Here is a 20,872-nt window from a genome sequence, read left to right as displayed (position 1 = left end):
TGCGCGATGTGCGCGCTCAAAATACCTGTAAAAAACAATGTCTTCAGCCAGCAATAAGTCTTCTTCTCCTTCTAATGTTGCGAATTTGCATGATTCGCCCCGTGATACACGGCGCGATGCAGCGTCCAGCCCGGGCAAGCCGCCTGGCGGCCAGCGCGGCGGCCAGCGTGGCCGTCAGCCGGAAAGCGCGGAAAGCCGCGCCCAGCGCGAGGCGGCGCGCGCCGTGCGCGAGACCGAGCGCGCCTTCCGCAACCCGTTGCCGCCGATTACGTATCCGGAAGATTTGCCGGTCTCGGGCCGGCGCGAGGAAATCGCCAGGGCATTGACGGAAAATCAGGTCATTATCGTTTCCGGCGAGACCGGCTCGGGCAAGACCACCCAATTGCCGAAAATCTGCCTGGAACTGGGCCGTGGCCAGAAAGGCTTGATCGGCCACACCCAGCCGCGCCGTATCGCAGCGTCCTCAACGGCCAAGCGCATTGCGCAGGAACTGGGCACGCCGCTGGGCGTGACGGTCGGCTTCAAGGTGCGCTTTGCCGACACCCTGACGCGCGGCGCCTCGGTCAAGCTGATGACGGACGGCATCTTGTTGACCGAAACGCAGAGCGATCCGCTGCTCAAAAACTACGACACCATCATTATCGACGAGGCGCACGAACGCAGCCTCAATATCGATTTCCTGCTCGGCTACCTGAAGCAGTTGCTGCCGCGCCGGCCCGATCTGAAGGTGATTATTACCTCGGCCACCATCGATGCCGAGCGCTTTGCGCGCCATTTTGGCACGCCTGAAAAACCGGCGCCGGTGATCGAAGTGTCGGGCCGCCTGTACCAGGTGGAGGTGCGCTATCGCCCGGTCGAGCGCGAGCAGGTGGCCATGCCCGGTGCGGCTTCAGCCGACAAGCCCGGCCAGCGCACGGCAGCGGCGCGTGAAAAGCGCGACCTGATGGATGCGGTGGTCGACGGCGTGGAAGAGCTGTGCCGACTCGGGTCGGGCGATGTGCTGGTGTTCCTGCCGGGCGAGCGCGAGATTCGCGACTGCGCCGAGGCGCTGCGCAAGCACCATCCGCCGCATGTGGAAATTTTGCCGCTGTTTGCGCGCCTGTCGGCCGAAGAGCAGGAGCGCGTATTTAAAGTCAGCAATGCACGCCGCATCGTGCTGGCCACCAACGTGGCCGAAACCTCGCTGACCGTGCCCGGTATCCGTTACGTGGTCGATGCTGGCCTGGCGCGCGTCAAGCGCTACAGCTACCGCAACAAGGTGGAGCAATTGCAGGTCGAGCCGATTGCGCAGTCGGCCGCCAACCAGCGCGCCGGGCGTTGCGGTCGCGTGGCCGACGGCGTCTGCATCCGCCTGTATGAAGAGCAGGACTTCCTGCAGCGGCCGAAATTTACCGAGCCGGAAATCCTGCGCTCGTCGCTGGCAGCCGTTATTTTGCGCATGAAGTCGCTGCACCTGACGGATGTGGAAACGTTCCCGTTTATCGAGCCGCCGCTGGCGCGCGCGATTGCCGACGGTTACCAGCTGCTGCAGGAACTGGGTGCGGTAGACGATTTCAACAAGCTCACACCCTTGGGCAACAAGCTGGCCAAGCTGCCGCTCGACCCGCGCGTGGGCCGCATGATCCTCGCGGCGCTCGACAACGCCAGCCTGACCGAAGTGCTGATCGTGGCCTCGGCCTTGTCGGTGCAGGACCCGCGCGACCGGCCGATGGAGCACCAGCAGGCCGCCGACGAGGCGCACAAGAAGTTTGCCGATGAAAAGTCGGAGTTCCTCAGCTACCTGAAAATCTGGCGCTGGTTTGAAAACGCCATCGAGCACAAGAAAACCAACCGCCAGCTGCAGGACAACTGCCGCAGCAATTTCCTGTCGCAACTGCGCCTGCGCGAATGGCGCGATGTGCATTCGCAACTGCTGACCATCGTCAAGGAGCAGGGCTGGCGCCTGAACGACGCGCCGGCCACCTACGACAATCTGCATATGGCCTTGCTGACCGGCTTGCTGGGCAATATCGGCTTCAAGGGCGAGGACGAACCGGGCGCCGGCTACCTGGGCGCACGCGGCATCAAATTCCATATCTGGCCCGGTTCTTCGCTGCTGAAAAAGCCTGGCAAGTGGATTATGGCGGCCGAGCTGGTCGACACCACGCGTCTGTATGCGCGCTGCGTGGCCCGGATCGAGCCGGAGTGGCTGGAAAAAATCGGCGGCCATCTGCTGAAAAAATCGTGGGGCGAGCCGCGCTGGGAAAAGCGCTCGGCGCAGGTCACCGCCTCCGAGCGCGCCACGCTGTACGGGCTGGTGGTGTACAGCCAGCGCCGCATCAATTACGGCAATTTCAACCTGCCCGAAGCGCGTGAAATTTTTATCCGCGATGCGCTGGTGGGCGGCGACTTCGATACGCGCGCGCCGTTCTTTGCGCACAACCACAAGCTGATCAAGGAGATTGAAAACCTCGAACACAAGTCGCGCCGGCTGGACGTGCTGGTCGACGATGAACTGATTGCCGCCTTTTACGACCAACTGCTGCCGGCCGATGTGTGCAATGGCGCCGGGTTTGAAAAGTGGCACAAGGATGCGGTACGCGACAATCCCAAGCTGCTGTACCTGAACCGCGACGAGTTGATGCGCCATGAAGCGGCTGGGGTGACGACCGAGCTGTTCCCTAAAACCATGTCGGTGACCGGCCTGGAAATGGGCCTGACCTATCATTTCGAGCCTGGCAGCGTGCGCGACGGTGTCACGTTGGCCGTGCCGCTGTATGCCCTCAACCAGCTGCCGCGCGAACGCTGCGAATGGCTGGTGCCGGGCATGCTCAAGGAAAAAGTGCATCTACTGCTCAAATCCTTGCCGCAAAAGCTGCGCCGCCACTGCGTGCCGCTGCCCGACTATGCGGCCAGATTCTGCGAGCGCGTGCATGAGGCGGGCGTGTTTGGCCGGGGTGACCTGATCGACGCCATCATTCTCGATATCCGCACGCAGATCACCATCAACGTGCTGACCACCGACTTCAAGCCGGAAACCCTGCCTGCCCATCACTTCATGAATTTCAAGGTGATCGACGAGCATGGCCGTCAGCTCGATATGGGCCGCAACCTGGCCACCCTGCAGGCCGAATTCGGCGGCCAGGCGCGCCAGAGCTTCCAGAAGCTGGCCGAAGTATCAGGCGCCTCGGGCGGCACGCCGGGCGCCAGGGTGGCCGGCAGCCAGGTGGCGGCACGCTTGCAAACACCGGGGGGGCAAGCCGCGCCAGCCGCTGGCGCGCACGCCAAGGGAGCTGCTGCACCGGCAGCCAAGACTGCCAACAACAATACCGTGGCCCAGCATATGGGCCTGACCGGCTGGACCTTTGGCGAATTGCCCGAACTGCTGGAAATTGTGCAGGGCAAGCTGACCTTGATTGGTTTCCCGGCGCTGGTCGACAAGGGCACGCATTGCGACCTGGAGGTATTTGACGATCCGACCGTGGCGGCGCGTACCCACAAAGTGGGCCTGCGCCGCCTGTTTGCGCTGCAAATGAAAGAGCAGATCAAGTTTGTCGAGAAAAGCATCCCCGGCCTGCAGCAGATGGGCATGCAGTTCATGGCGCTGGGCTCGCAGGAAGAGCTGCGCGAGCAGATCATCAACAAGGCCATCGATATCGCCTGCCTGCAAGACCCGCTGCCGCACGACGCTGCCTCGTTTGCCAAGCGCCAGGCCGAAGGCAAGTCGCGCCTGGTACTGTTGGTCAACGAAATTGCCCGTCTGCTGTCGCAGGTGCTGACCGAATTTCACGGCCTGCCCAAGCGCTTGCAGAATATTCCAGGCCCCGCTGCCGCCGATATCCAGGCCCAGCTGCAAGGACTGGTGCACAAGCGTTTCCTGACCGAAAACGAGTATACCCAGCTGTCGCATTTCCCGCGCTACCTCAAAGCCATCAATGTACGGCTGGAAAAAATGCGCGCCGACCCTGCACGCGACGTCAAGCTGATGGCCGAATGGCAAAGCGCCGCTGCACCGTACTTGCGCCAGGCCAGGGACCGCCAGGCCGGCAAGAATACCGACCCGAAACTGGTCGATTTCCGCTGGATGCTTGAAGAGCTGCGCGTGTCGCTGTTTGCCCAGGAGCTGCGTACGCCGATGCCGGTGTCGGCCAAGCGCTTGCAGAAAGTATGGGAGTCCATGTTGCGGTGATAGTGTGGGTAGGTCGGATTAGCGGGGCGAGGCCCCGCGTAATCCGACAACACCGCCGACGCCAACAATATTGTCGGATTACGGCCCGAAGGGCCTAATCCGACCTACGCCGATCCATATCATCATCTGTCAGCGATGAACGCTCCATGCCATAGCGCGAAGTGGTGCCGTAGAACTGGTTGATCTGGTCGTTCCAGGCGTCGCTGGCCATGTCGGGCCAACTGTCCTGGTCGAAGCCGGGGGCGGTTTTCAGCTGGTCCTTGTCGGCGTCGAGCAGGAAGCGCTTGTTGATGACGTCGAGTGTCAGCTTTTCCCACGGTACGGCAAACAGCTTTTCACCCATGCCCAGCATGCCGCCAAAGGACAGCACGGCGTAGGCGATCTTGCCACTGCGCATGTCGAGCATGATTTCCTTGATATCGCCCAGCGACTCATCGTTATGGTTGTAGACATCGTCGCCGATCAAGGTGTCGGCGCCCATCAGCGCCGGCCCAGGCCCGCTATCGTTGCGGTACATGCCCAGAATGTCGCGGTCCAGATAGCTCATGGTGTGGTCTCCTTTGATGGGGATGCGCAGATGAAGTCTTCAGATTAGACATCTCGCCGATCACACGTTTGATCTGCCTCAATTGTGCCCGGGGCACTTTTTTAAATTGTGGGATGTGCGATTCGATGCTGCAATGCGGTAATCTATAGGCACGACCGAGGAGGCTGCCCATGCTGATCTTGCAACCCCAGTATCTGATGCAACACTTGCCATGGTAAAGCCGGCCAGCAAATGGCTGCGTGGCCTGTTGCGTGCTGGCAAGGCGCAGCAGCGCACTGCCAGCAAGCTGGCCAGGGTGCTGTTCGAGCCGATGACGACCAAGCCTTTGGAAAAGCCACGCGTGCGCATGCCGGCTGCTCCTGCCACATCCGCGTCACCGCCGGCGCCGGGCAAATGGCTCACTGCCCACTATGCGCCGTTGCCCGAGCTGGGCCAGGTGCCCAGGCGCCTGCCGTATTTCCTGTATTTACCAGATAAAGCGCCCAGCCAGGCCATGCGCAGCCGCGGCCGGCCTCTGCTGGTGATGCTGCATGGCTGCGAACAGAGCGCCACCCAGTTTGCCGATGGCACGCGCATGAACCGGCTGGCCGAGCGCAAGGGCTATGCGGTGCTCTATCCGCAGCAGTCGTTGCGCGCGCATGCGCGGCGCTGCTGGAAATGGTATGACCGCCAGACCCAGGACGGTGGCGGTGATGTCGGCCTGATCGTCGGCGCCATCGGCCAGGTGGCGGCGCGCTATGCGATTGATCCGGCGCGCATCTATATCTGCGGTCTGTCGGCCGGCGCCGGCATGGCGCATCTGGTGGCGCTCAATCATCCGCAGCTGTTTGCCGCCGTGGGCCTGCATTCGGGCCCGGTGTTTGGCGCCGGCCACAGCGTGCTGGGGGCCATGAACGTGATGCAGCATGGCGCGCCGGCGCGAGTGGACAGCGCCATCGAGGAAGTGCTGGCGCGCCAGCTGCTGTTTCCACGTCTGCCGATGATTTTGCTGCAAGGCCAGGCCGACAGCGTGGTGCGTCCCGTCAACCAGCAGCAGCTGGTGCGCCAGGCAATTCATGTCAACCGCATGCCCCCAGAGACCGTGATCACGGTGGAAAACGTGCCGGCCAGCGCGGCGGCCAGCGCGGCAGGCAGCCGCAAGCGCAGTCACGCCTATGCGGTGCATGATTATCAGGCAGGTGGCGAGGTGTTGCTGCGGGTGATACAGATCGAGCAGCTGGAACATGCCTGGAGCGGCGGCGACGCCAGCTTGCCGTTCAACGACCGGGCTGGCCCCGACGCCAGCCGGTTGCTGCTCGATTTCTTTGCGCGCCACCAGCGGCGGCGCTGAACGTTACAGCAGCAGGAAAGCGGCTGCCGCAACGGCCGTGGGCAGGGCAGCGCCAGCCAGCAGGCCCAGCGCGCCGATCGACTCATCTTTGAAGCCGCGGCGCAGCAGCGCCACGCCGGCCGGGTTGGGCGCGTTGGCAATTACCGTCAGGCCGCCGCCGGCCACAGCGCCGGCCATCAGCATGTATTTGGCCTCGTCCGTCATGCCGGCAATCAGCGAACCCAGATAGGTGAGGGCGGCATTGTCGGTAATGGCCGTCAGGCCCAGCGCGCCAAAGAACAGCGCCAGCGGCTTCAAACTGGAAACGATCGGTTGCAGCCACCATTGCTGCATGCCGCCCAGTACCACCAGTCCGGCCAGGAAAAAGCCCACCAGCAAGCCTTCCTTGAGGATCAGCGGATTTTGATGGCGCTCATACGCTTGCACAAAGCCGAGGAAAAACAGGCACAGGCCGAGGAACAGCACCGGATGATGGGCCAGCAGCACCACGCTGGCCAGCACCGCCAGGTGCACCAGGCTGATGGCCAGCGGTACCGGCGCCGGTTCGGCCACGCCGGGCTTGGGTTTGATATCGGCCGTATTGCTGTGCAGATACGGGCGCAGCAACAGGCTGGCGCCGGTGGCGTTGACCAGCACGGCAATGGCAGCTTTCCAGCCGAAGTGGCTGGCCATAAAGGCGCTGTCCCATTGCCAGGCGGACGCCACCATCAATACCGGCGGCGCAGCGTAGGAAGTAAGCGTGCCGCCAATCGAGATATTGACGAACAGCACGCCTGCAGCACCATATTTTAGCCATTCCGGTATACCGCTGCGAAAGATTTGCGGCGCCAGCATCAGCGCAGCGAGCGTCATGGCGGCCGGCTCGGTAATGAGCGAGCCGGTCAGCGGCACCAGCGCCAGTCCCAACCATACCAGCGCCAGCTCGGTACGCAGCGGCATCAGCCGCGCCACCGCTTTCAACAGGCGCTGCACGGCGTCAAGCACAGGCCGCGAAGCGGCCACCACCATCACCACGAACACGAACAGCGGTTCGGTGTAGTGGCGCGATTCAGCGTAGGCAATCGCGCTGTCGCCACCCGCCACCAGCGCCATGCAGATAATCAGTATAAAGGCCCAGAAGCCAAATACCACCTCCACTTCACCGAGCAGATGCAGCAGGCCGGCATGACGCGGATGGCGGTGCGCCAGCTTTTCAAACAGCTTGGCAGTAAAAGTATGGATCAGGGCCAGCGCGAAAATAATGGCGCTGATGAGTTGCAAAGTAGTCAAATGTATCTTCCTTGTTCGAGAGCGCCGGTCAGCCTGGCGACATACCGATGGTACCGCAATCCGTGTGCCTGACGGTGTTTTCCGGCGTTCCTGACGGCTCTTGCCCGGTATCAATGCCATGGAATAGATGGCGAGTTTGATAAATAAACCTTGCAAAAGCGGAGAGTAAATAGTACTGTATATTTATACAGTATATTGAACTTATTCTTTTATGCAACACTCCGAAATGATGGCCTCGCCGGCCGCCTTGAATCCTGCTGCCTTGCACCCCTCTTTATGGCGTGCATCGCAGCTGGCCCATGGCACCATGCCCTGCCTTGAAACCGGCTTTGCTGCCTTGTCGCAGCAACTGCCTGGCGGCGGCTGGCCGACCGGCAGCCTGGTCGAGCTGCTGGTGCAGCAGCCGGGCAGCGGCGAACTGCGGCTGCTGGCACCGGCCCTGGCGCAACTACAGGGCTTGCCGGTGGTGCTGCTGCAGCCGCCGCATCCGCCGCAGGCACTGGCACTGGCGGCGCAGGGGCTGTCGCCGTCGCAACTGTTGTGGCTCAAGACCGATAGCAGCAAGGATGCGCTGTGGGCCGCTGAAAATATCCTGCGCAGCGGCAGTTGCGGCGCGCTGCTGTTCTGGCAGGGCCAGGTGCGCGCCGACAGCCTGCGCCGGCTGCATCTGGCTGCGCAAGGCGGCAACACCCTGTTCTGCCTGCTGCGGCCCTTGCGTGGCGCACACGATGCGTCGCCGGCGCCGCTGCGCCTGTCGCTGCGCCCGGCTGCCGGCGGGATTCACATCGGCTTTGTCAAACGCCGGGGACCGCAGCGCGATGCGCCGCTGTTCCTGCCCCTGCAACCTCCTTCTTTACTGCTGCGCCATGCGACTCTGGATCGGCCTGTGCCTGCCCCGGCTCCCGCTCGAAGTGTACTGCCCGAACTGGTCGGCTGACACGCCAACGGTGGTGCTTGAGCATGAACGCGTGCTGGCTGCCTCGCAGCTGGCGCAGTTGGCTGGCGTGCGGCCGGGCATGCGACGCGCCGGCGCCCTGATGCTGGCGCCGCAGTTGCGCTTTCAGCTGCGCTCGCCCGAACTGGAAGCGCAGGCCTTGCAGGAGGTGGCGCTGGCGCTGCTGCAATATTCGCCGCAGGTGGCCAGCGCGCAAGAGGCCACGCTGCTGGTCGATGTGGGCGCCAGCCTGCGCCTGTTTGGTGGCGTACGTGCGCTGTGCCGGCGCATGCAGGCCAGCTTGCGCGCCCTGGGCTATACGGCCATGCTGTCGTGCGCGCCGACGGCGCGCGGTGCGTGGCTGCTGGCGCGCGCCGGTATGCGGCGTCGCAGGGTGCTGCGCATCGATAGCCTGGCGCCTTGCCTCGATCGCCTGCCGTGCGCCTTGCTGCCGCCGGCCCAGCCTTACCTGGACTGGTTCGAGGGCATCGGCTGCCGCACACTGGGCCAGCTACGCCAGTTGCCGCGCCCGGGTCTGCAGCGCCGCTGCGGGCGCGCCTTGCTCGACCTGCTTGACCAGGCGCATGGCCATGTCACTGAACTGTTTGCCTGGATCGAAGCACCGCCGGCTTTTCGCGCCAGCCTGGAACTGTTCGACCGCGTGGAACACGCCGAGGCGCTGCTGTTCGGCGCCCAGCGCTTGCTGCAGCAGATGGTGGGCTGGCTGTGCGCGCGTCAGTTGGCGGTCGAGCGCATCGCCTTGCAACTGATCCATGAACGCGGCCGTCTAGCGCGCGCGCCGACCGTCATCACACTGGCCTTGGGCGAGGCGGTGTGGCGCGATGAACACCTGCTGCGCCTGCTCAAGGAAAAACTGGCGCAACTGGTGCTCGACGCCCCCGTGATCGGCTTGCACCTCGAAGCGCTGCAAGTGCTGCCAATGGCGCCGCCCAGCGACAGCCTGTTTCCCGAGCCGGGCGGCACGGCGCAGGACCGCCGGCGGCTGCTCGAATTGCTGGTGGCGCGCCTGGGGCCTGATAATGTGTTGCAGGCTGCGCCGCAAGCGGACTATCGGCCGGAAGCGGCCAACCGCTGGCTGCCGGTGCCATCGAAGCCGGTCAGCCAGCCAGCTTGTACGGCGCTGCCGCCAGGCTTGATCGCACTGCCGCGCCCCGGCTGGCTGCTGGCCGAACCGATTGCCCTGCTGATGCGCGGGCACCGGCCGTTTTATGGCTCTCCCCTGAGTATGGTATCGGTGGCCGAACGCATCGAAGCGGGCTGGTGGGGCCAGTCGCAGGCGCGCGATTATTTTATTGCCGAGGGCACTGACCACGCCCATTACTGGGTCTATCGCGAACGTGTGGCCGGCAGCGCAGACGCGGCGCCGCGGTGGTATTTGCATGGCTTGTTCAGCTGAGCGAGTTTTTAACCCGAACGACGAAGTGCGGGGGTCGACGTTAATGCCGCTAAGTTAGCGGCCCGGCGCCACAAGCACATCAATAAAGTCAACAACACTCCAGACGCCGGCACAGGAGCACCGGGCCAAGCGGGGCTGAAAAATGTCGAGGGTAAGGCGTAGGTCGGGTTAGCCCGCAGGGCGTAACCCGACAACACCACCGCCATCGGCATCGGCATCGGCATCGGCATCGGCATCGGCATTTTCTCAGTCTCGCGTCTTTGGCCCGCCATTTTTCGCCTTGCGACATCAATACCGAAAAAAGCTTAACTTAGCGGCATTAGGGTCAGACGGGGTGCTTTGGGGTGAAAATAACCAAGCGCCACGTCAAAACGCACTTCCTTCCCCCGGCGTTACAATACCCGATTCGCCGCCATGACGCGGCAGCTTCGATTGCCGAACCCATGAAATCCACCCGCCAAGACTTCCCCGGCGCCCATGGCCATACGCTGGCGGCGCGGCTCGATGCGCCCGATGGGCCGATCCGCGCGTATGCGCTGTTTGCGCACTGTTTTACCTGCGGCAAGGACGTGCTGGCGGCGCGGCGCATTGCACAGGGGCTGACCGAGCATGACATCGCGGTGCTGCGCTTTGACTTTACCGGCATTGGCGCCAGCGAAGGCGAATTTGCCGACACCAATTTTTCCTCGAATGTCGATGACCTGGTGGCGGCCGCTGCCTTTATGCGCGCGCGCCATGCGGCGCCGCAATTGCTGATCGGCCATAGCCTGGGCGGCTCGGCCGTGCTGGCGGCGGCCGGGCAGATACCGGAAGCGACTGCTGTGGTCACGCTGGCCGCGCCGAGCACGCCCGTGTATGTGACGCGCATGTTCGGCCGGCACCTCGAGCAGATCGCCGCCGAAGGCGAAGCCATCGTGCAACTGGTGGGGCGGCCGTTTCGCATACGCCAGCAGTTTGTCGACGATGCCGGCACGCACAGCCTGAAGGAGCAGATTGCCGGCCTGCGTCGCGCGCTGCTGGTCATGCATGCGCCGCATGACGATACGGTCAGCCTGTCCAATGCAATGGAAATCTTTACGGCGGCCAAGCATCCGAAAAGCTTTGTGTCGCTCGATGACGCCAATCATCTGCTGACCGGGCGCGACGATGCGGCCTATGTCGCCAATCTGATTGCAGCCTGGAGCGCGCGTTATCTAAGCGTGCCGGAATGAAAAACGCCGCACCGGCCTGTAGCGGGTGCGGCGCAGTGAGGCTGCCGGAAATTATTCGTCGTCGAATTCGGCCGACAGATCCTTCCAGCCCTTGCTGGCGGCAAAGGTGGAAAATTCTTCCGTGGCTTCCAGTACGATCAGTTTCTTGTCCTGCAGGCCCAGGTCGCCATGGCCGAAGTCGGGGCCGACGTAGCCGAGACTGCGCAGGCGCGCCAGGATCTGACCGACCAGGGTCTTGTCCTTGTAGGCACCCGCTTCGAGCGGGGCGGAAAAATCGATATACACATCGATAATACCGTAGCCTTCGTCGAAAATGCGGATGGCTTTGATGTCGTGGGCGCGGCCGGAGCCGTCGGTGGCCTTGAAGGGGCCGCTGAGCTGGATGTCGGTGTCATTGTTCATGGCGCCAGCATACACCAAAGCAGCCTGCGCGTCAGACTTTCGGCAGCGCCATGCCACGCTGCACGGCCGGGCGTTCGCCCACGCGCGTGAGCCAGGCTTGCAGCGCAGGGCTGGCCGCCAGCTTGTCGCCCAGCACCGCTTTCAGGCGGTCGCCGGCCGCCACCACCCAAGGGTAGGCGGCGATATCGGCAATCGAGTACGCGTCGCCGGCCAGGTAGGGCGAGCTGCTCAGCTGTTTTTCCATGACGTTCAGCAGGCGCTCGCTTTCTTCGCGGTAGCGCTTGCTGGCCAGCGCCGATTTTTCCTTCGAGCTCACTTCAAAAAAGCCCAGCTGGCCCAGCATCGGGCCGAGCCCGCCAATCTGCCAGCTCAGCCATTCAAGCGCCTTGTAGCGCTGCGGGCCCGATGGTGCCAGGAAGCGCTGGTGTTTTTCTGCCAGGTAGATCAGGATGGCGGCGCTTTCAAACAGCGACATCGGGCCGCCCTCGGCTTCATCGTCGACGATGGCCGGAATCTTGTTGTTGGGCGAGATGGCCAGGAACTCCGGCGCAAACTGCTCGTCTTTCTGAATATTGACAGTCTTGATGGTATACGCGATGCCCAGCTCTTCGAGCATGATGGTGGGCTTGCGGCCGTTCGGCGTGGTCCAGGTGTAGAGGGTGATCATGGTATTGCTCCTTGTCAGTTATTTCAGGGGCTGGAAAATGGTGCTCAGCCGGTCGCGCGTGCCTTCGATGCGTTCGAGTCGTGGATATTTCAGGCCATCGTGGTAGTCGAGCGTCACAGTCTGGAATTGCTTGTTCTTGCGTACCAGTAAATTGATCGGCTGCTGGCTGTCTTTGGCGGCCTGGATGGCGGCCTTGAGCAGCTTGGGCGTATAGGCCGTGCCATTGACCGCCAGCAAGGTGGTATTGCCCGACAGGCCGGCCTTGAAGGCCGGGCCATCCCACAGCAGACGGCCCAGCTTGCCGTCCTTGTCGACCACCATGCCCAGCGAATAGCTCAGGTCGGTGCTTTTGCTGCGCTCTTCATCGGCTTTCAGGAACGGCGTGGGTTTGTCGCGGTACACCAGTTTCCAGCCGGCGCGCGCCAAGCCGTCGAGCGGGGCGCCGGGGCCGTGGCCTTCCAGGCGGCTCGTCAGGAAGCTGCGCCAGTCATGCGGCTGCACCGCATTCAACGCCGCCACCACGTCGTCGAAGCTATAGGGCAGGGCGGTGGTGCTGCCGTCGTTGACGCCAAAGAAGGCGCGCGCGAAGTCGTCGAGCGAACGGCGTTCGCCCGACAGTTCGCGGATGGTGGTGTCGACATCGAGCCAGACCAGCGCGCCTTCCATGTAGTAGTCTTCGTCGCGCTGCCAGCTGCTCCAGCCTTGCGGCCGGCGGGCATTGATAATCGGATCGTTGGTGGTGTCCTGCATGGCGCGCCAGCTGCGTCCCGGCGCCACATCGTAGCGCGCGGCGGTGGACGCAAACAGGTCGCGCATATGCACCGGATCGACCAGGCCCGAACGCGCCGCCAGCACATTGCCCCAGTATTGCGTCTGGCCTTCATAGACCCACAGCAGGCTGTTTTGCAGCGGCGTGTTGAAGTCCGGTGTAGCCTGGCCGGCCGGGCGGCGGAACTTGCCGTTCCAGGAATGCGTGAGTTCATGCGGCAGCAGCACCCGCACCGCGCCGTTCTTGTCCCACTCGCTGAAGTAGCCGGGTTTGACGCCGTTCTCGCTCGACTGCTGGTGTTCGCGGCCGATGCCGCCAAATTCGCTGCTCAAGGCCAGCAGGAAATCGTAGTGCTTGTAGTGGCGCGAGGCAAACAGTTTGTAGGCCTGCTGCATCAGCGCGCGGTGCGGCGCGATCTGTTGCGGCGTTGCATCGAGTTCGTCGGCGCTGTCGGCCACCAGGTTCAGGTGCACGGGCACGCTGGCGCCAGGGTCGAGGTCGATGCGCTTGAAATAACGGCCCGCAAACAGGGGCGAGTCGACCAGCGTTTCCAGGTCCAGTTGCTTGAACTGAACTTGCTTGCCGCTGTTGCTGTCGGTTTGCGACTGCACTTCCAGCGCGCTGCCGAACTGCCAGCCGGCCGGCAGCGTCAGGCTGGGCAGCATGGCGATATCGCGCGTGGCGCGCCCGGCCGGATACAGCGTCATCGCATGCCACTGCACGCCCAGCATCTCGCTGGTCATGGTGATGCGGCCCTGGTTCGCTTCCACCGGCGAGAGAAACTGGTAGCTCGCTTCCAGCGTGGATGCGCCTGCCGGCACTTCGACATGAAAGGCAAACATATTGACCGGATCGCGCTGCCATTCGAGCGGCTGGCCGTTGGCCGACAGGCGCAGGCCGGCCAGCTGGTTCAGCGGGCCGCTGGGGCCATGGTTGCCCGGCACCCACTGCGGATAGAGCAGCGTCAGCTTGCCGGGCGAGACCGGAATGGTTTCATGGATGCGGAAAATCTGCTGCGCCACATTGCTGGCGTCGACATGCAGCACGATGGGGGCGGCGTTCTGTTGGGCCTGGGCGTGGGCGCCGCCAGCGGCGCACAGCAGGGACAGGATCAGGGACGTGCGCAGGGGACGCAAAAACGGTTTCAGGGACATGAAAAGACAGAGACGAAGTGAGCTTGCCAGCAACTCTAGCATGGCTGCCCAAACGGCGTCACCAGCGTGTTTTACCTGGCCGTGGCAGAGCCCAGCAGAATGAAACCGGCCCAGTAGAAAGGGTGGTCGTGCGCGCCATCGGCAGCTTGCCGTGACGGGCCGTCAAGCGCTGTCAGGCCACGGGTGGCGGCAGGCATGTGGCGTGCAGCGCGCAATTGCTGCAATTGCGCCTGGCGCAGCGCTTGCGGCTTGCTTCGGCCGGCTGCCAGCGCGCGGTAGAAGTCACCCATCAAACTGGCCGTCGATTGGTCCGAGACGCGCCACAGGCTGGCCAGTACGTTGTTTGCGCCGCGCTGGCGCGCCAGCCAGGCCAGGCCTTCGAGCTCGCGCCCGGTAGCGTCGGTCCCGGCCGGCACGGCCGTCTCGCAGGCCGACAGGGTCAGCAGATCGAGGCCGGCAAACTGGTATCGTTGCTGGGCCAGTTCGGCCAGGCTCAGTTTCTCGCCATTGCCCAGCAGCAGATAGGATTCGTCACCAGCGCCCGAGCGCAACACGAAATGGCTGGCAATATGCACGTTGCGATGTGCCGGCAAAGCCTGCGCAAGTGCGCTGGCCGTGAAGTCGGCGTCGATCTTGCGCGTAACTGGCACGCTCGCTGCCTGTTCGATGGCCGCGACGGCCTGCAGTTCATGCTGCACGAAAGGCAGGGCAGGCAGCTCGCCGCTCGCTTGCGTCTGGCCAAACAGGGCCATCGATGGTGCGCGCTGTTGGTCCGGTACGCCAGCATTGCCGCCTTGCGCCTGCAACGCAATGGGCAGGCGTTCGATCAGCCAGCGGTGACCGTCATGCAGCATGGCAAAGGGCAGATAGCGCAGCACGCCGTCGAGCGACAGCGACAGCGACGTGGCACCGGCCAGTTGCGATGCCACCGGCGCGATCAGCAGCCGGTACAGCGCCTGTGCTTCGGCGCGCGCATCCTGTCCCGGGTCCTGTGCGCTGCGCCGCAAACTGGCAATGTGCTGTGCCAGCACACGCTCGTCGACATCGACTTCCACGATGCTGCTGTCACGCCGCCCACCACGCTGGGCCACGATGCGCAAGCGACGGTCCGTGACCAGATAGGTCAGTTGCAAAACACCGCGCGCCAGCGGCGCCCCCTGCACGCTGGCGTTCGGTGGCTGGATCGGTGCAGTGAGGCCCGGCGCCGTTGCAGGCAGCGCCGACAGTGATCGCGTAGCCTCGTCCAGCAGCGCCGATATGGCCGAGCTGGCCAGGCGCCAGGCCTGGTCGGCATTGTCCACACCCTGAGCCTGGCCTTCGCGCGCCTGCGCCAGTGTTTGCGCGCCGGCACGCAGCTTTGCGCTACGCTGTTCAAACTGCTGCTGCCAGCGCTGTTCGGCAGCGGTAAAGTCAAGCCGCGTGGTGCGCGGATCGGGGCCGCTGCGCACCAGCGTGTGAAACTCGTCTTCGCGCACCATGGCCAGCACGGTTTCAGCTTCATGGATGCGGTGCTGGTCGAGCAGATGGTCTGCCAGGCGGCTGTAGGCGCTGCGCTGCTGGCGTACAAACCCCTGGCGCAGCGGCGCCGGCAGGCCAGCCGTGCCGGCGCGCGTATCCTGCAGCGCATTGATGGCCTGTTTTCCCAGGAAGATGGCGTTCGCGCCAGTCTCCAGCGCACCGAGCTGCGCTGCCGCCCGCGCTTCAGGCAGGCGCTGTCCGTTGGCCAGTGCAATGGCCAGCGCGCGTGCTGCCTGCTGGCGTGCGCTGTCGAGATTGCTCGCTGAGACATTGATTTCTGCAGCATCAAGCAAAGCCTGTGCATGCAGCGGATGCGACGGCCCGCGTGTGGCAGCCAGTTGCGTGGCCAGTGCGGCAGCATCCCGGGCCAGCGCCTGCCAAGCGGCTGGCGCCATGTCAGGCTGCTCCTTGCGCACCGCAATGCGCGCCAGGTGAATCGTATCGAGCAGGTCTGTGGCGCTCGCCGGGGTCTGCTGCAAGGCAGCTTCCAGCGCATCCAGGGTCGCCAGCGCGGCGCCGTGCTGTCCGAGCGCGGCCTGCGCGCGCGCAGCCAGCAGGTGCGCCCGGGCCTGGTCGTCCGGCAGCCGCCCGGTGCTGGACATGGACAGTTGTGCCGCTGTCTGCGCTGTATCGAGCGCTGCCTGATACTGGCCCAGCGCCATCAGTGTGCTGCCTTGCAAGATCTGGGCGCCGGCGCAGGTGGCGGCCTGTCCATATACCTTGCGACAGTGCGCCAGCGCCGCATCGGCGGCGATCTGGGCGCGTCCGAGCTGGTTATCGGCCAGCGCGGTTTGCGCCACATCCTGCCAGGCGTTGACGCTGAAGGCATGATCGTCGCCATAGATTGCACGGCGAATGCGCAAGCCATCTTCAGCTTCCTGCCAGGCCTTGCCGCTTTCGCCCAGACGCAGATGGATGCCGCTCAGACGGTTCAGGGCCACGCTGGCCTGCATCGGTCCGGCGCCATGACGCTGTATCGCCCCTGCCAGCGCACGCTGCGCGAACGACAGCGCCTGGCGGTCGTTGCCGGTCAGGGTGTACCACGCAGCCATGTCGGCAATACTGGTCTGGGTTTCGGTGCGGTTTTCACCAAACGCCGCCATGCGGATGCGGTAGGCATGGTCGAGATAGCCAAAAGCCTCTGCGGTGCGGCCCATATACATCAGCAGCGCGCCCACGTCGCGCATGCCCCATGCGTGATCGGTGCTGTTTTCCCCCGATGTGGCAGCCCAGGTGTCCATCGCCTGGCGGGCATAGACCAGACCGCGCGCGTACTCTTTGGTCTGCAAGGCAATGCCCGAGATATTTGACAGGCTGGTGCCATACGACACCGTATTTTTGCCGATCAGGCGCGCCTTGGCAGCCAGTGCCACTTCACCCCATTGCCAGGCTTGCTCAAAGTGGCTCCACTGGCGATACAGATACATCAGTTCGCTCGGGTAATACATGACTTCCTGGTCCGGGTCGCCATCGTCCAGCGTCTGGCGAATGGCCCAGCCTTCAAGCAGCCGTGATTCGCTTTCGGCGTAGCGGTTGAGCATCTGCAGGCTTTGGCCCACGCCCATCAGGCTGCTGGCCAGGCCGGCGCGATCATTGCGCTCGCGGCACAGCTGCGCACTGCGTTCGAACAGCGCCAGTGCCAGCGCCGGTTGCTCCTGCGCGGCGGCGCGATTGCCTTCTTCGAGCCATGGTGTGATGGTGCTGCGGCACGATGCCTCAGGCGCCGCCTGCAGCCATAGTGGCGTGGCCAGCAACAGCGACAATACGCCTGTCCTGAATCGCTTCATTTGACGGACGTCCACGACAGGCGCGCCACTTGCGCCAGCTCAGGTGCCGCGATAGCGCCAGCGTCGCTGCCGCGCGTGGGCGTAGCGGCATGGAGCTGCTCAAGCAGCGCAAAGCGGCGCGGCAACGAGCCATTGACAGCCGGAGCGGCGACCAGTGCCAGCCACTCGACGCCGAAATCTGGGCCGGTGATGACAAAATTGCGCTCGAAGCGGCTGATGCCGGCGCCGATGGCCGGCGGCATGCGGTTGCTGTCGCCATCGAGTGCCGGATAGATGCGCATCGCCGTACCGTGCTGAGGCAGATAGGCCAGCGCCAGGTCCACCGATCCGCTGCCGCGGTTTTCCACGCTCAGGCGTATGCGCGTGCCCGCTGGCAGCGCGCCGAGACTGGCATCGGCCAACGGCAACTGGCGCACGGGCTGGCCTGGCACGCTCACTTCGACACGTGCATCGAGCAGTGCCGCGCCATGCGAGGCGGGCAATGCCAGCAGTTCTGCCAGACGCCGCTGGTCAACGTTGCCAGCCTGGACGCTGAGCGGCTTGCGCACGGCCCAGCTGGTTGTTTTCAAGAGTGTTGCATCACCTGCGAGCAAGGTCAGGCCGGTGCTGTTCCAGCCAGTGCCGCCAGCGCGCCAGCGCACGCCGGCCAGTTCAAACAGGTCGCCATTGTGTACGCCGTCGAGCAGGCCATAAGGCAATTGCCAGCCTTGTGCAAGGCGACGCACGGGCCACAGCAGTGCGCTGCCGCTTTGCCATAGCGGTGTGTCCAGTGCACCAGCATAAACAGGTGAAGGCCAGGCGGAACGCGGCAGTTGGAAGCTGCCCAGAGCGGCCTGATACTGTTCGGTGATGCCGGCCGCCCAGCTGGCATAGCTGGTTGGCTGCTTTTGCAGCGCGGCGATCACGGCCTGTGTAAACAAGCCCGCCGCCTGGCCTGGCTGGGTGCTGCGTGCTTCGGGCGTGCGCTGTTGTGCTTCGGCTGCAAAAAAGCCCACAAAACGTGGCCGCATGCCGGCAACCGGAGCGCCAGCGCCGTTGGCGCGCTGGCCCGGTGCAGACCAGCCGATATCGGCTGGTGCCAGGCCGCGCCACAGCAATTGATCGCCAGCGCGCGTTCCCGCTGCTGCGTGGCAGGTGTCGAACACCGCCAACACCTGCACCTGACGCGCCGACATGGCGTCAATTGCCCGGCCTATTTCAACGCTGCTGATACTGTTCTCAAGCCGCTGCCGGCCCGACACGCCCGCCACGCGACTATCGCGCGTGAGCAGCATGCTGCGTCGTGCCATCGGTGCTGGCGCCTGGCCCGGATAAACCGGCGCCAGCACGCTGTGGCCAGACCAGTACAGCAGCAGCACGTCGTCGGGCGCCAGGGTTTTTTCAAGTTGCGCCAGGCGGGCCAGGATGGCGTTGCGCACAGGCAGCTGGCCCTGGTCGCTGAAGGTATCGATCTGATCCGCTTCAAAGCCTTGCTGCAGCAGCGCCGCGCGCATGGCCGCCACATCGCTGGCGGGGCCAGGCAGCCAGTGGCTGCGCGCCATGGCTGGCAGCTCTGACACCCCGATCAGCAGCGCGTGGCGCTGCGCCCCCTGTGCCAGCAGCGGGCAAAGCAGCGTAGCGAGCAGGGCCGGCAGCAGCGCGCGCAATGAGGCGCTCATGGCTTGGCCGGGCCAGCCATCATCGTGACCTCGCTCACCGCGCTGTTCGATTGCAGACTGGATCGGGCTGTCTGCGCATCGGCGGCATCGAGCAGATAGCTGCCATCGCTCAAGGGGCCGGCCATCATGGCGGCCTGCGCTACTTCCAGCGCTGCACTGACCTGCGCCACGGTGGCGCCAGGCTTGAAATGTATCCGCAGATTGGCTGTAGCGGGCGCGCCGCCATTGACGCTGCGCCAGGCCAGCGGTTCGTCGGCAAGTTCCGGCGAGTACGCCTGCCGCAGCAGCCACGACTGCGCGATGCAAACACTTGCCAGCGCCGTGATGGTCAGTGGCGCCAGTGCAGGCCATGCCAGGCGATCGAGCACCCGGCGCCACAGGCTGGCTTTTTCAGTTTTGCCTTGCAGGCGCTGGTGCAGTTGCGCCAGGCCGTGTTCAGGATCCATCTGCGCCGCCTGCTCTGCAATTGCACTGCGCAATGTGGTCATCAACGTATCGTCGAGTGCTTCCTGTAGCCGCTGGTCATCCGGATGGCGTGGATCAGTCATGGCGTCCGCCTCCCTGTGCAAACCAGCGTTCCATGCACTGGCGCAAATTGCTGCGCCCATGGAACAGTCTGGTCTTGATGGTGCCTTGCGGCGCTTGCTGGATTTGTGCGATATCGGCCACCGACAAGTCGTCGAGCGCCCACAGCGTCAGGCTTTCACGCTGCAGCGGGTTGCGCAGCCGTTGCAGGCAGCGCAACACGGCATGACGCTGCTGCAGTGTTTCCTGCAAGGCCATGGGCCCAGGATCGTACTGTGCTGCTGCCAGCGCAGCTGCATCTGCTGCGTCGCTGTCGGTATCGTCGATGGTGGTCTCGCGCGCCACGCGCTGGCCATGGCGGCGCAGCTGACTGATCGCTTTGTTGCGCGCCAGTGTCAGCAGCCAGGTGCCGAAGGCCACACGGCCATCATAGCGCATCGGTGCGCGCCAGACGTCATGGAACACGTCGACCGTCACTTCGTCGGCGATGGCATGCGCATCAAGGCAACTGCCAGCGAGCTGCAGCCGCACAAATACGCGTACGCGCGACGACCAGGCCCGGTACAGGCTGTCGAGTGCGCGCTGATCCCCGGCGGCCATGGCGGCCAGCAGTTCAGCGGGATTAACGGGCAGGGAGCTCATGGTGAATGGCTAGGCTGGCAAAGGAAATAGATGAGCTCGGTAAATTATAGCATTGTGGAAACTTTTTAAATGCGCAAAAAAGATTGAACCGGGCAGCGGCGCTTTGCGAACAAGTCCAGGCAGGGCCAGTTGCGCCGGTAGTTCCGGTGACTCCTCCCCACTTTTAACACTTTTGGAAAGTAAAAATTCATGTTGATACGTCTGTCGCAATGGGCCATCCCGGCCGCCATGCTGGTGCTGGCCGGCTGCACTACTGTTGCTCCCAATAGCATCCGTGAAGTCAATGAGCAAAACGTCAAGGGCTGTCGCTTCCTTGGCAACGTCAATGGCTCGGACGCGATTTTTGTTGGCCTCAGTTCCTCCATTGGCAGCAAGAACGCCAAGGCCAAGGCCATGAACGCAGCGGTTGATCTGAAGGCCAGCGATATCGTCTGGGGGCAGCAGGGCACGAGCGCCACCAATGAATGGGTGGGCAAGGCCTACGCTTGCCGCTAAGGCTGGTTTTTCCACGCCGCGCCATGACTGGCGCGGCCATGTGCCCTTGTGAAGGTCGGTAGCCCATGAATATATCCTTGCTCAATAATCGAGGTTTGCAGCAACTGACTCCGGCTGAGCGCCTGGTTGCGTCTATGGCCACGCAGGGCCAGCCATACAAGGTCATCGCACGCAAGCTGTGCAAGTCACCAGCGACGGTACGCAACCAGCTTCATGCTGTCTATCAGAAGCTCGGGGTCGGCAACCGCACGGCGCTGAAGCACGTCTGGCAGGAGGATTAGCATAGTAACGCCTGCAAAAATATTTTCGCCACTGGGGCAAAAAAAGTGTTTTTCAAGGCCTTGAAGGGCGCAATTGCACCCCTAGATTGGGTAGCAAG

Annotated in this window: 16 protein-coding genes; 7 read left to right on the top strand and 9 right to left on the bottom strand. The window is 63.8% G+C overall.

The genetic code is table 11. The features are described 5' to 3' along the window. The first annotated feature begins 37 nt into the window (after positions 1 to 37). Entirely contained in the window at positions 38 to 4,168 is a 4,131-nt protein-coding gene (gene hrpA, locus GCM43_RS16865) for an ATP-dependent RNA helicase HrpA (protein WP_152246336.1), read from the top strand. A 94-nt stretch (positions 4,169 to 4,262) separates the two neighbouring features. On the opposite strand, the gene GCM43_RS16860 is transcribed toward hrpA, so the two are convergent. Beyond that, positions 4,263 to 4,715 (bottom strand): PRC-barrel domain-containing protein, encoded by a 453-nt coding sequence (locus tag GCM43_RS16860; RefSeq protein WP_152246334.1) that lies wholly within the window; start codon positions 4,713 to 4,715, stop codon positions 4,263 to 4,265. A 211-nt stretch (positions 4,716 to 4,926) separates the two neighbouring features. Between GCM43_RS16860 and GCM43_RS16855 the strand changes: the two genes are divergently transcribed. Then, positions 4,927 to 6,045, top strand: a complete 1,119-nt coding sequence (locus GCM43_RS16855) for an extracellular catalytic domain type 1 short-chain-length polyhydroxyalkanoate depolymerase (protein WP_152246332.1) — start codon at positions 4,927 to 4,929, stop codon at positions 6,043 to 6,045. A gap of 3 nt (positions 6,046 to 6,048) precedes the next feature. On the opposite strand, the gene GCM43_RS16850 is transcribed toward GCM43_RS16855, so the two are convergent. Continuing rightward, entirely contained in the window at positions 6,049 to 7,314 is a 1,266-nt protein-coding gene (locus tag GCM43_RS16850; protein ID WP_152246330.1) for a putative Na+/H+ antiporter, read from the bottom strand. Positions 7,315 to 7,525: 211 nt separating this feature from the next. Here GCM43_RS16850 and imuA point away from each other — a divergent pair, with 211 nt between their 5' ends. The 3 genes from imuA (at position 7,526) to GCM43_RS16835 (ending at position 10,876) form a co-directional block, all read left to right on the top strand. Continuing rightward, positions 7,526 to 8,251, top strand: coding sequence for a translesion DNA synthesis-associated protein ImuA (gene imuA, locus GCM43_RS16845; protein WP_152246328.1), 726 nt, complete (start codon positions 7,526 to 7,528; stop codon positions 8,249 to 8,251). Beyond that, positions 8,181 to 9,665 carry a Y-family DNA polymerase gene (locus GCM43_RS16840; protein ID WP_152246326.1) on the top strand — a complete coding sequence of 495 codons (1,485 nt, stop codon included), beginning with the start codon at positions 8,181 to 8,183 and terminating at the stop codon, positions 9,663 to 9,665. Before imuA ends, GCM43_RS16840 begins: the two co-directional genes overlap by 71 nt. Positions 9,666 to 10,108: 443 nt before the next feature. After that, positions 10,109 to 10,876, top strand: coding sequence for an alpha/beta hydrolase family protein (locus GCM43_RS16835; protein ID WP_152246323.1), 768 nt, complete (start codon positions 10,109 to 10,111; stop codon positions 10,874 to 10,876). Positions 10,877 to 10,927: 51 nt separating this feature from the next. On the opposite strand, the gene GCM43_RS16830 is transcribed toward GCM43_RS16835, so the two are convergent. The 7 genes from GCM43_RS16830 to GCM43_RS16805 form a co-directional block, all read right to left on the bottom strand. Further along, positions 10,928 to 11,278: a hypothetical protein gene (locus tag GCM43_RS16830; RefSeq protein ID WP_152246321.1), complete on the bottom strand. Its 351-nt coding sequence runs from the start codon at positions 11,276 to 11,278 to the stop codon at positions 10,928 to 10,930. A gap of 31 nt (positions 11,279 to 11,309) precedes the next feature. Continuing rightward, positions 11,310 to 11,945, bottom strand: a complete 636-nt coding sequence (locus GCM43_RS16825; RefSeq protein WP_152246319.1) for a glutathione S-transferase family protein — start codon at positions 11,943 to 11,945, stop codon at positions 11,310 to 11,312. Between the two features lie 18 nt (positions 11,946 to 11,963). Next, positions 11,964 to 13,868 (bottom strand): M61 family metallopeptidase, encoded by a 1,905-nt coding sequence (locus GCM43_RS16820; RefSeq protein WP_193315652.1) that lies wholly within the window; start codon positions 13,866 to 13,868, stop codon positions 11,964 to 11,966. Positions 13,869 to 13,939: 71 nt separating this feature from the next. Next, positions 13,940 to 17,149 (bottom strand): CHAT domain-containing tetratricopeptide repeat protein, encoded by a 3,210-nt coding sequence (locus tag GCM43_RS16815; RefSeq protein WP_193315651.1) that lies wholly within the window; start codon positions 17,147 to 17,149, stop codon positions 13,940 to 13,942. A 20-nt stretch (positions 17,150 to 17,169) separates the two neighbouring features. Further along, positions 17,170 to 18,831: a caspase family protein gene (locus GCM43_RS16810; protein ID WP_193315650.1), complete on the bottom strand. Its 1,662-nt coding sequence runs from the start codon at positions 18,829 to 18,831 to the stop codon at positions 17,170 to 17,172. Beyond that, positions 18,828 to 19,379 (bottom strand): hypothetical protein, encoded by a 552-nt coding sequence (locus GCM43_RS25850; RefSeq protein ID WP_193315649.1) that lies wholly within the window; start codon positions 19,377 to 19,379, stop codon positions 18,828 to 18,830. Before GCM43_RS25850 ends, GCM43_RS16810 begins: the two co-directional genes overlap by 4 nt. Beyond that, positions 19,372 to 19,998 (bottom strand): RNA polymerase sigma factor, encoded by a 627-nt coding sequence (locus tag GCM43_RS16805; RefSeq protein WP_152246313.1) that lies wholly within the window; start codon positions 19,996 to 19,998, stop codon positions 19,372 to 19,374. The genes GCM43_RS25850 and GCM43_RS16805 overlap by 8 nt, the downstream gene beginning before the upstream one ends. Positions 19,999 to 20,187: 189 nt before the next feature. Here GCM43_RS16805 and GCM43_RS16800 point away from each other — a divergent pair, with 189 nt between their 5' ends. Continuing rightward, positions 20,188 to 20,493, top strand: a complete 306-nt coding sequence (locus GCM43_RS16800) for a hypothetical protein (protein WP_152246311.1) — start codon at positions 20,188 to 20,190, stop codon at positions 20,491 to 20,493. 65 nt (positions 20,494 to 20,558) lie between these two features. Further along, on the top strand, positions 20,559 to 20,774 hold the full coding sequence (locus GCM43_RS16795; RefSeq protein ID WP_152246309.1) for a helix-turn-helix domain-containing protein: 216 nt from the start codon (positions 20,559 to 20,561) through the stop codon (positions 20,772 to 20,774). Positions 20,775 to 20,872: the final 98 nt, after the last annotated feature.

Origin of the sequence: Janthinobacterium aquaticum, from assembly GCF_009208565.1 — a bacterium.
Lineage (GTDB): Bacteria > Pseudomonadota > Gammaproteobacteria > Burkholderiales > Burkholderiaceae_D > Janthinobacterium.
Note: the sequence above shows the minus strand (reverse complement) of the source record. Positions and strands in the feature narration are given on the sequence as shown.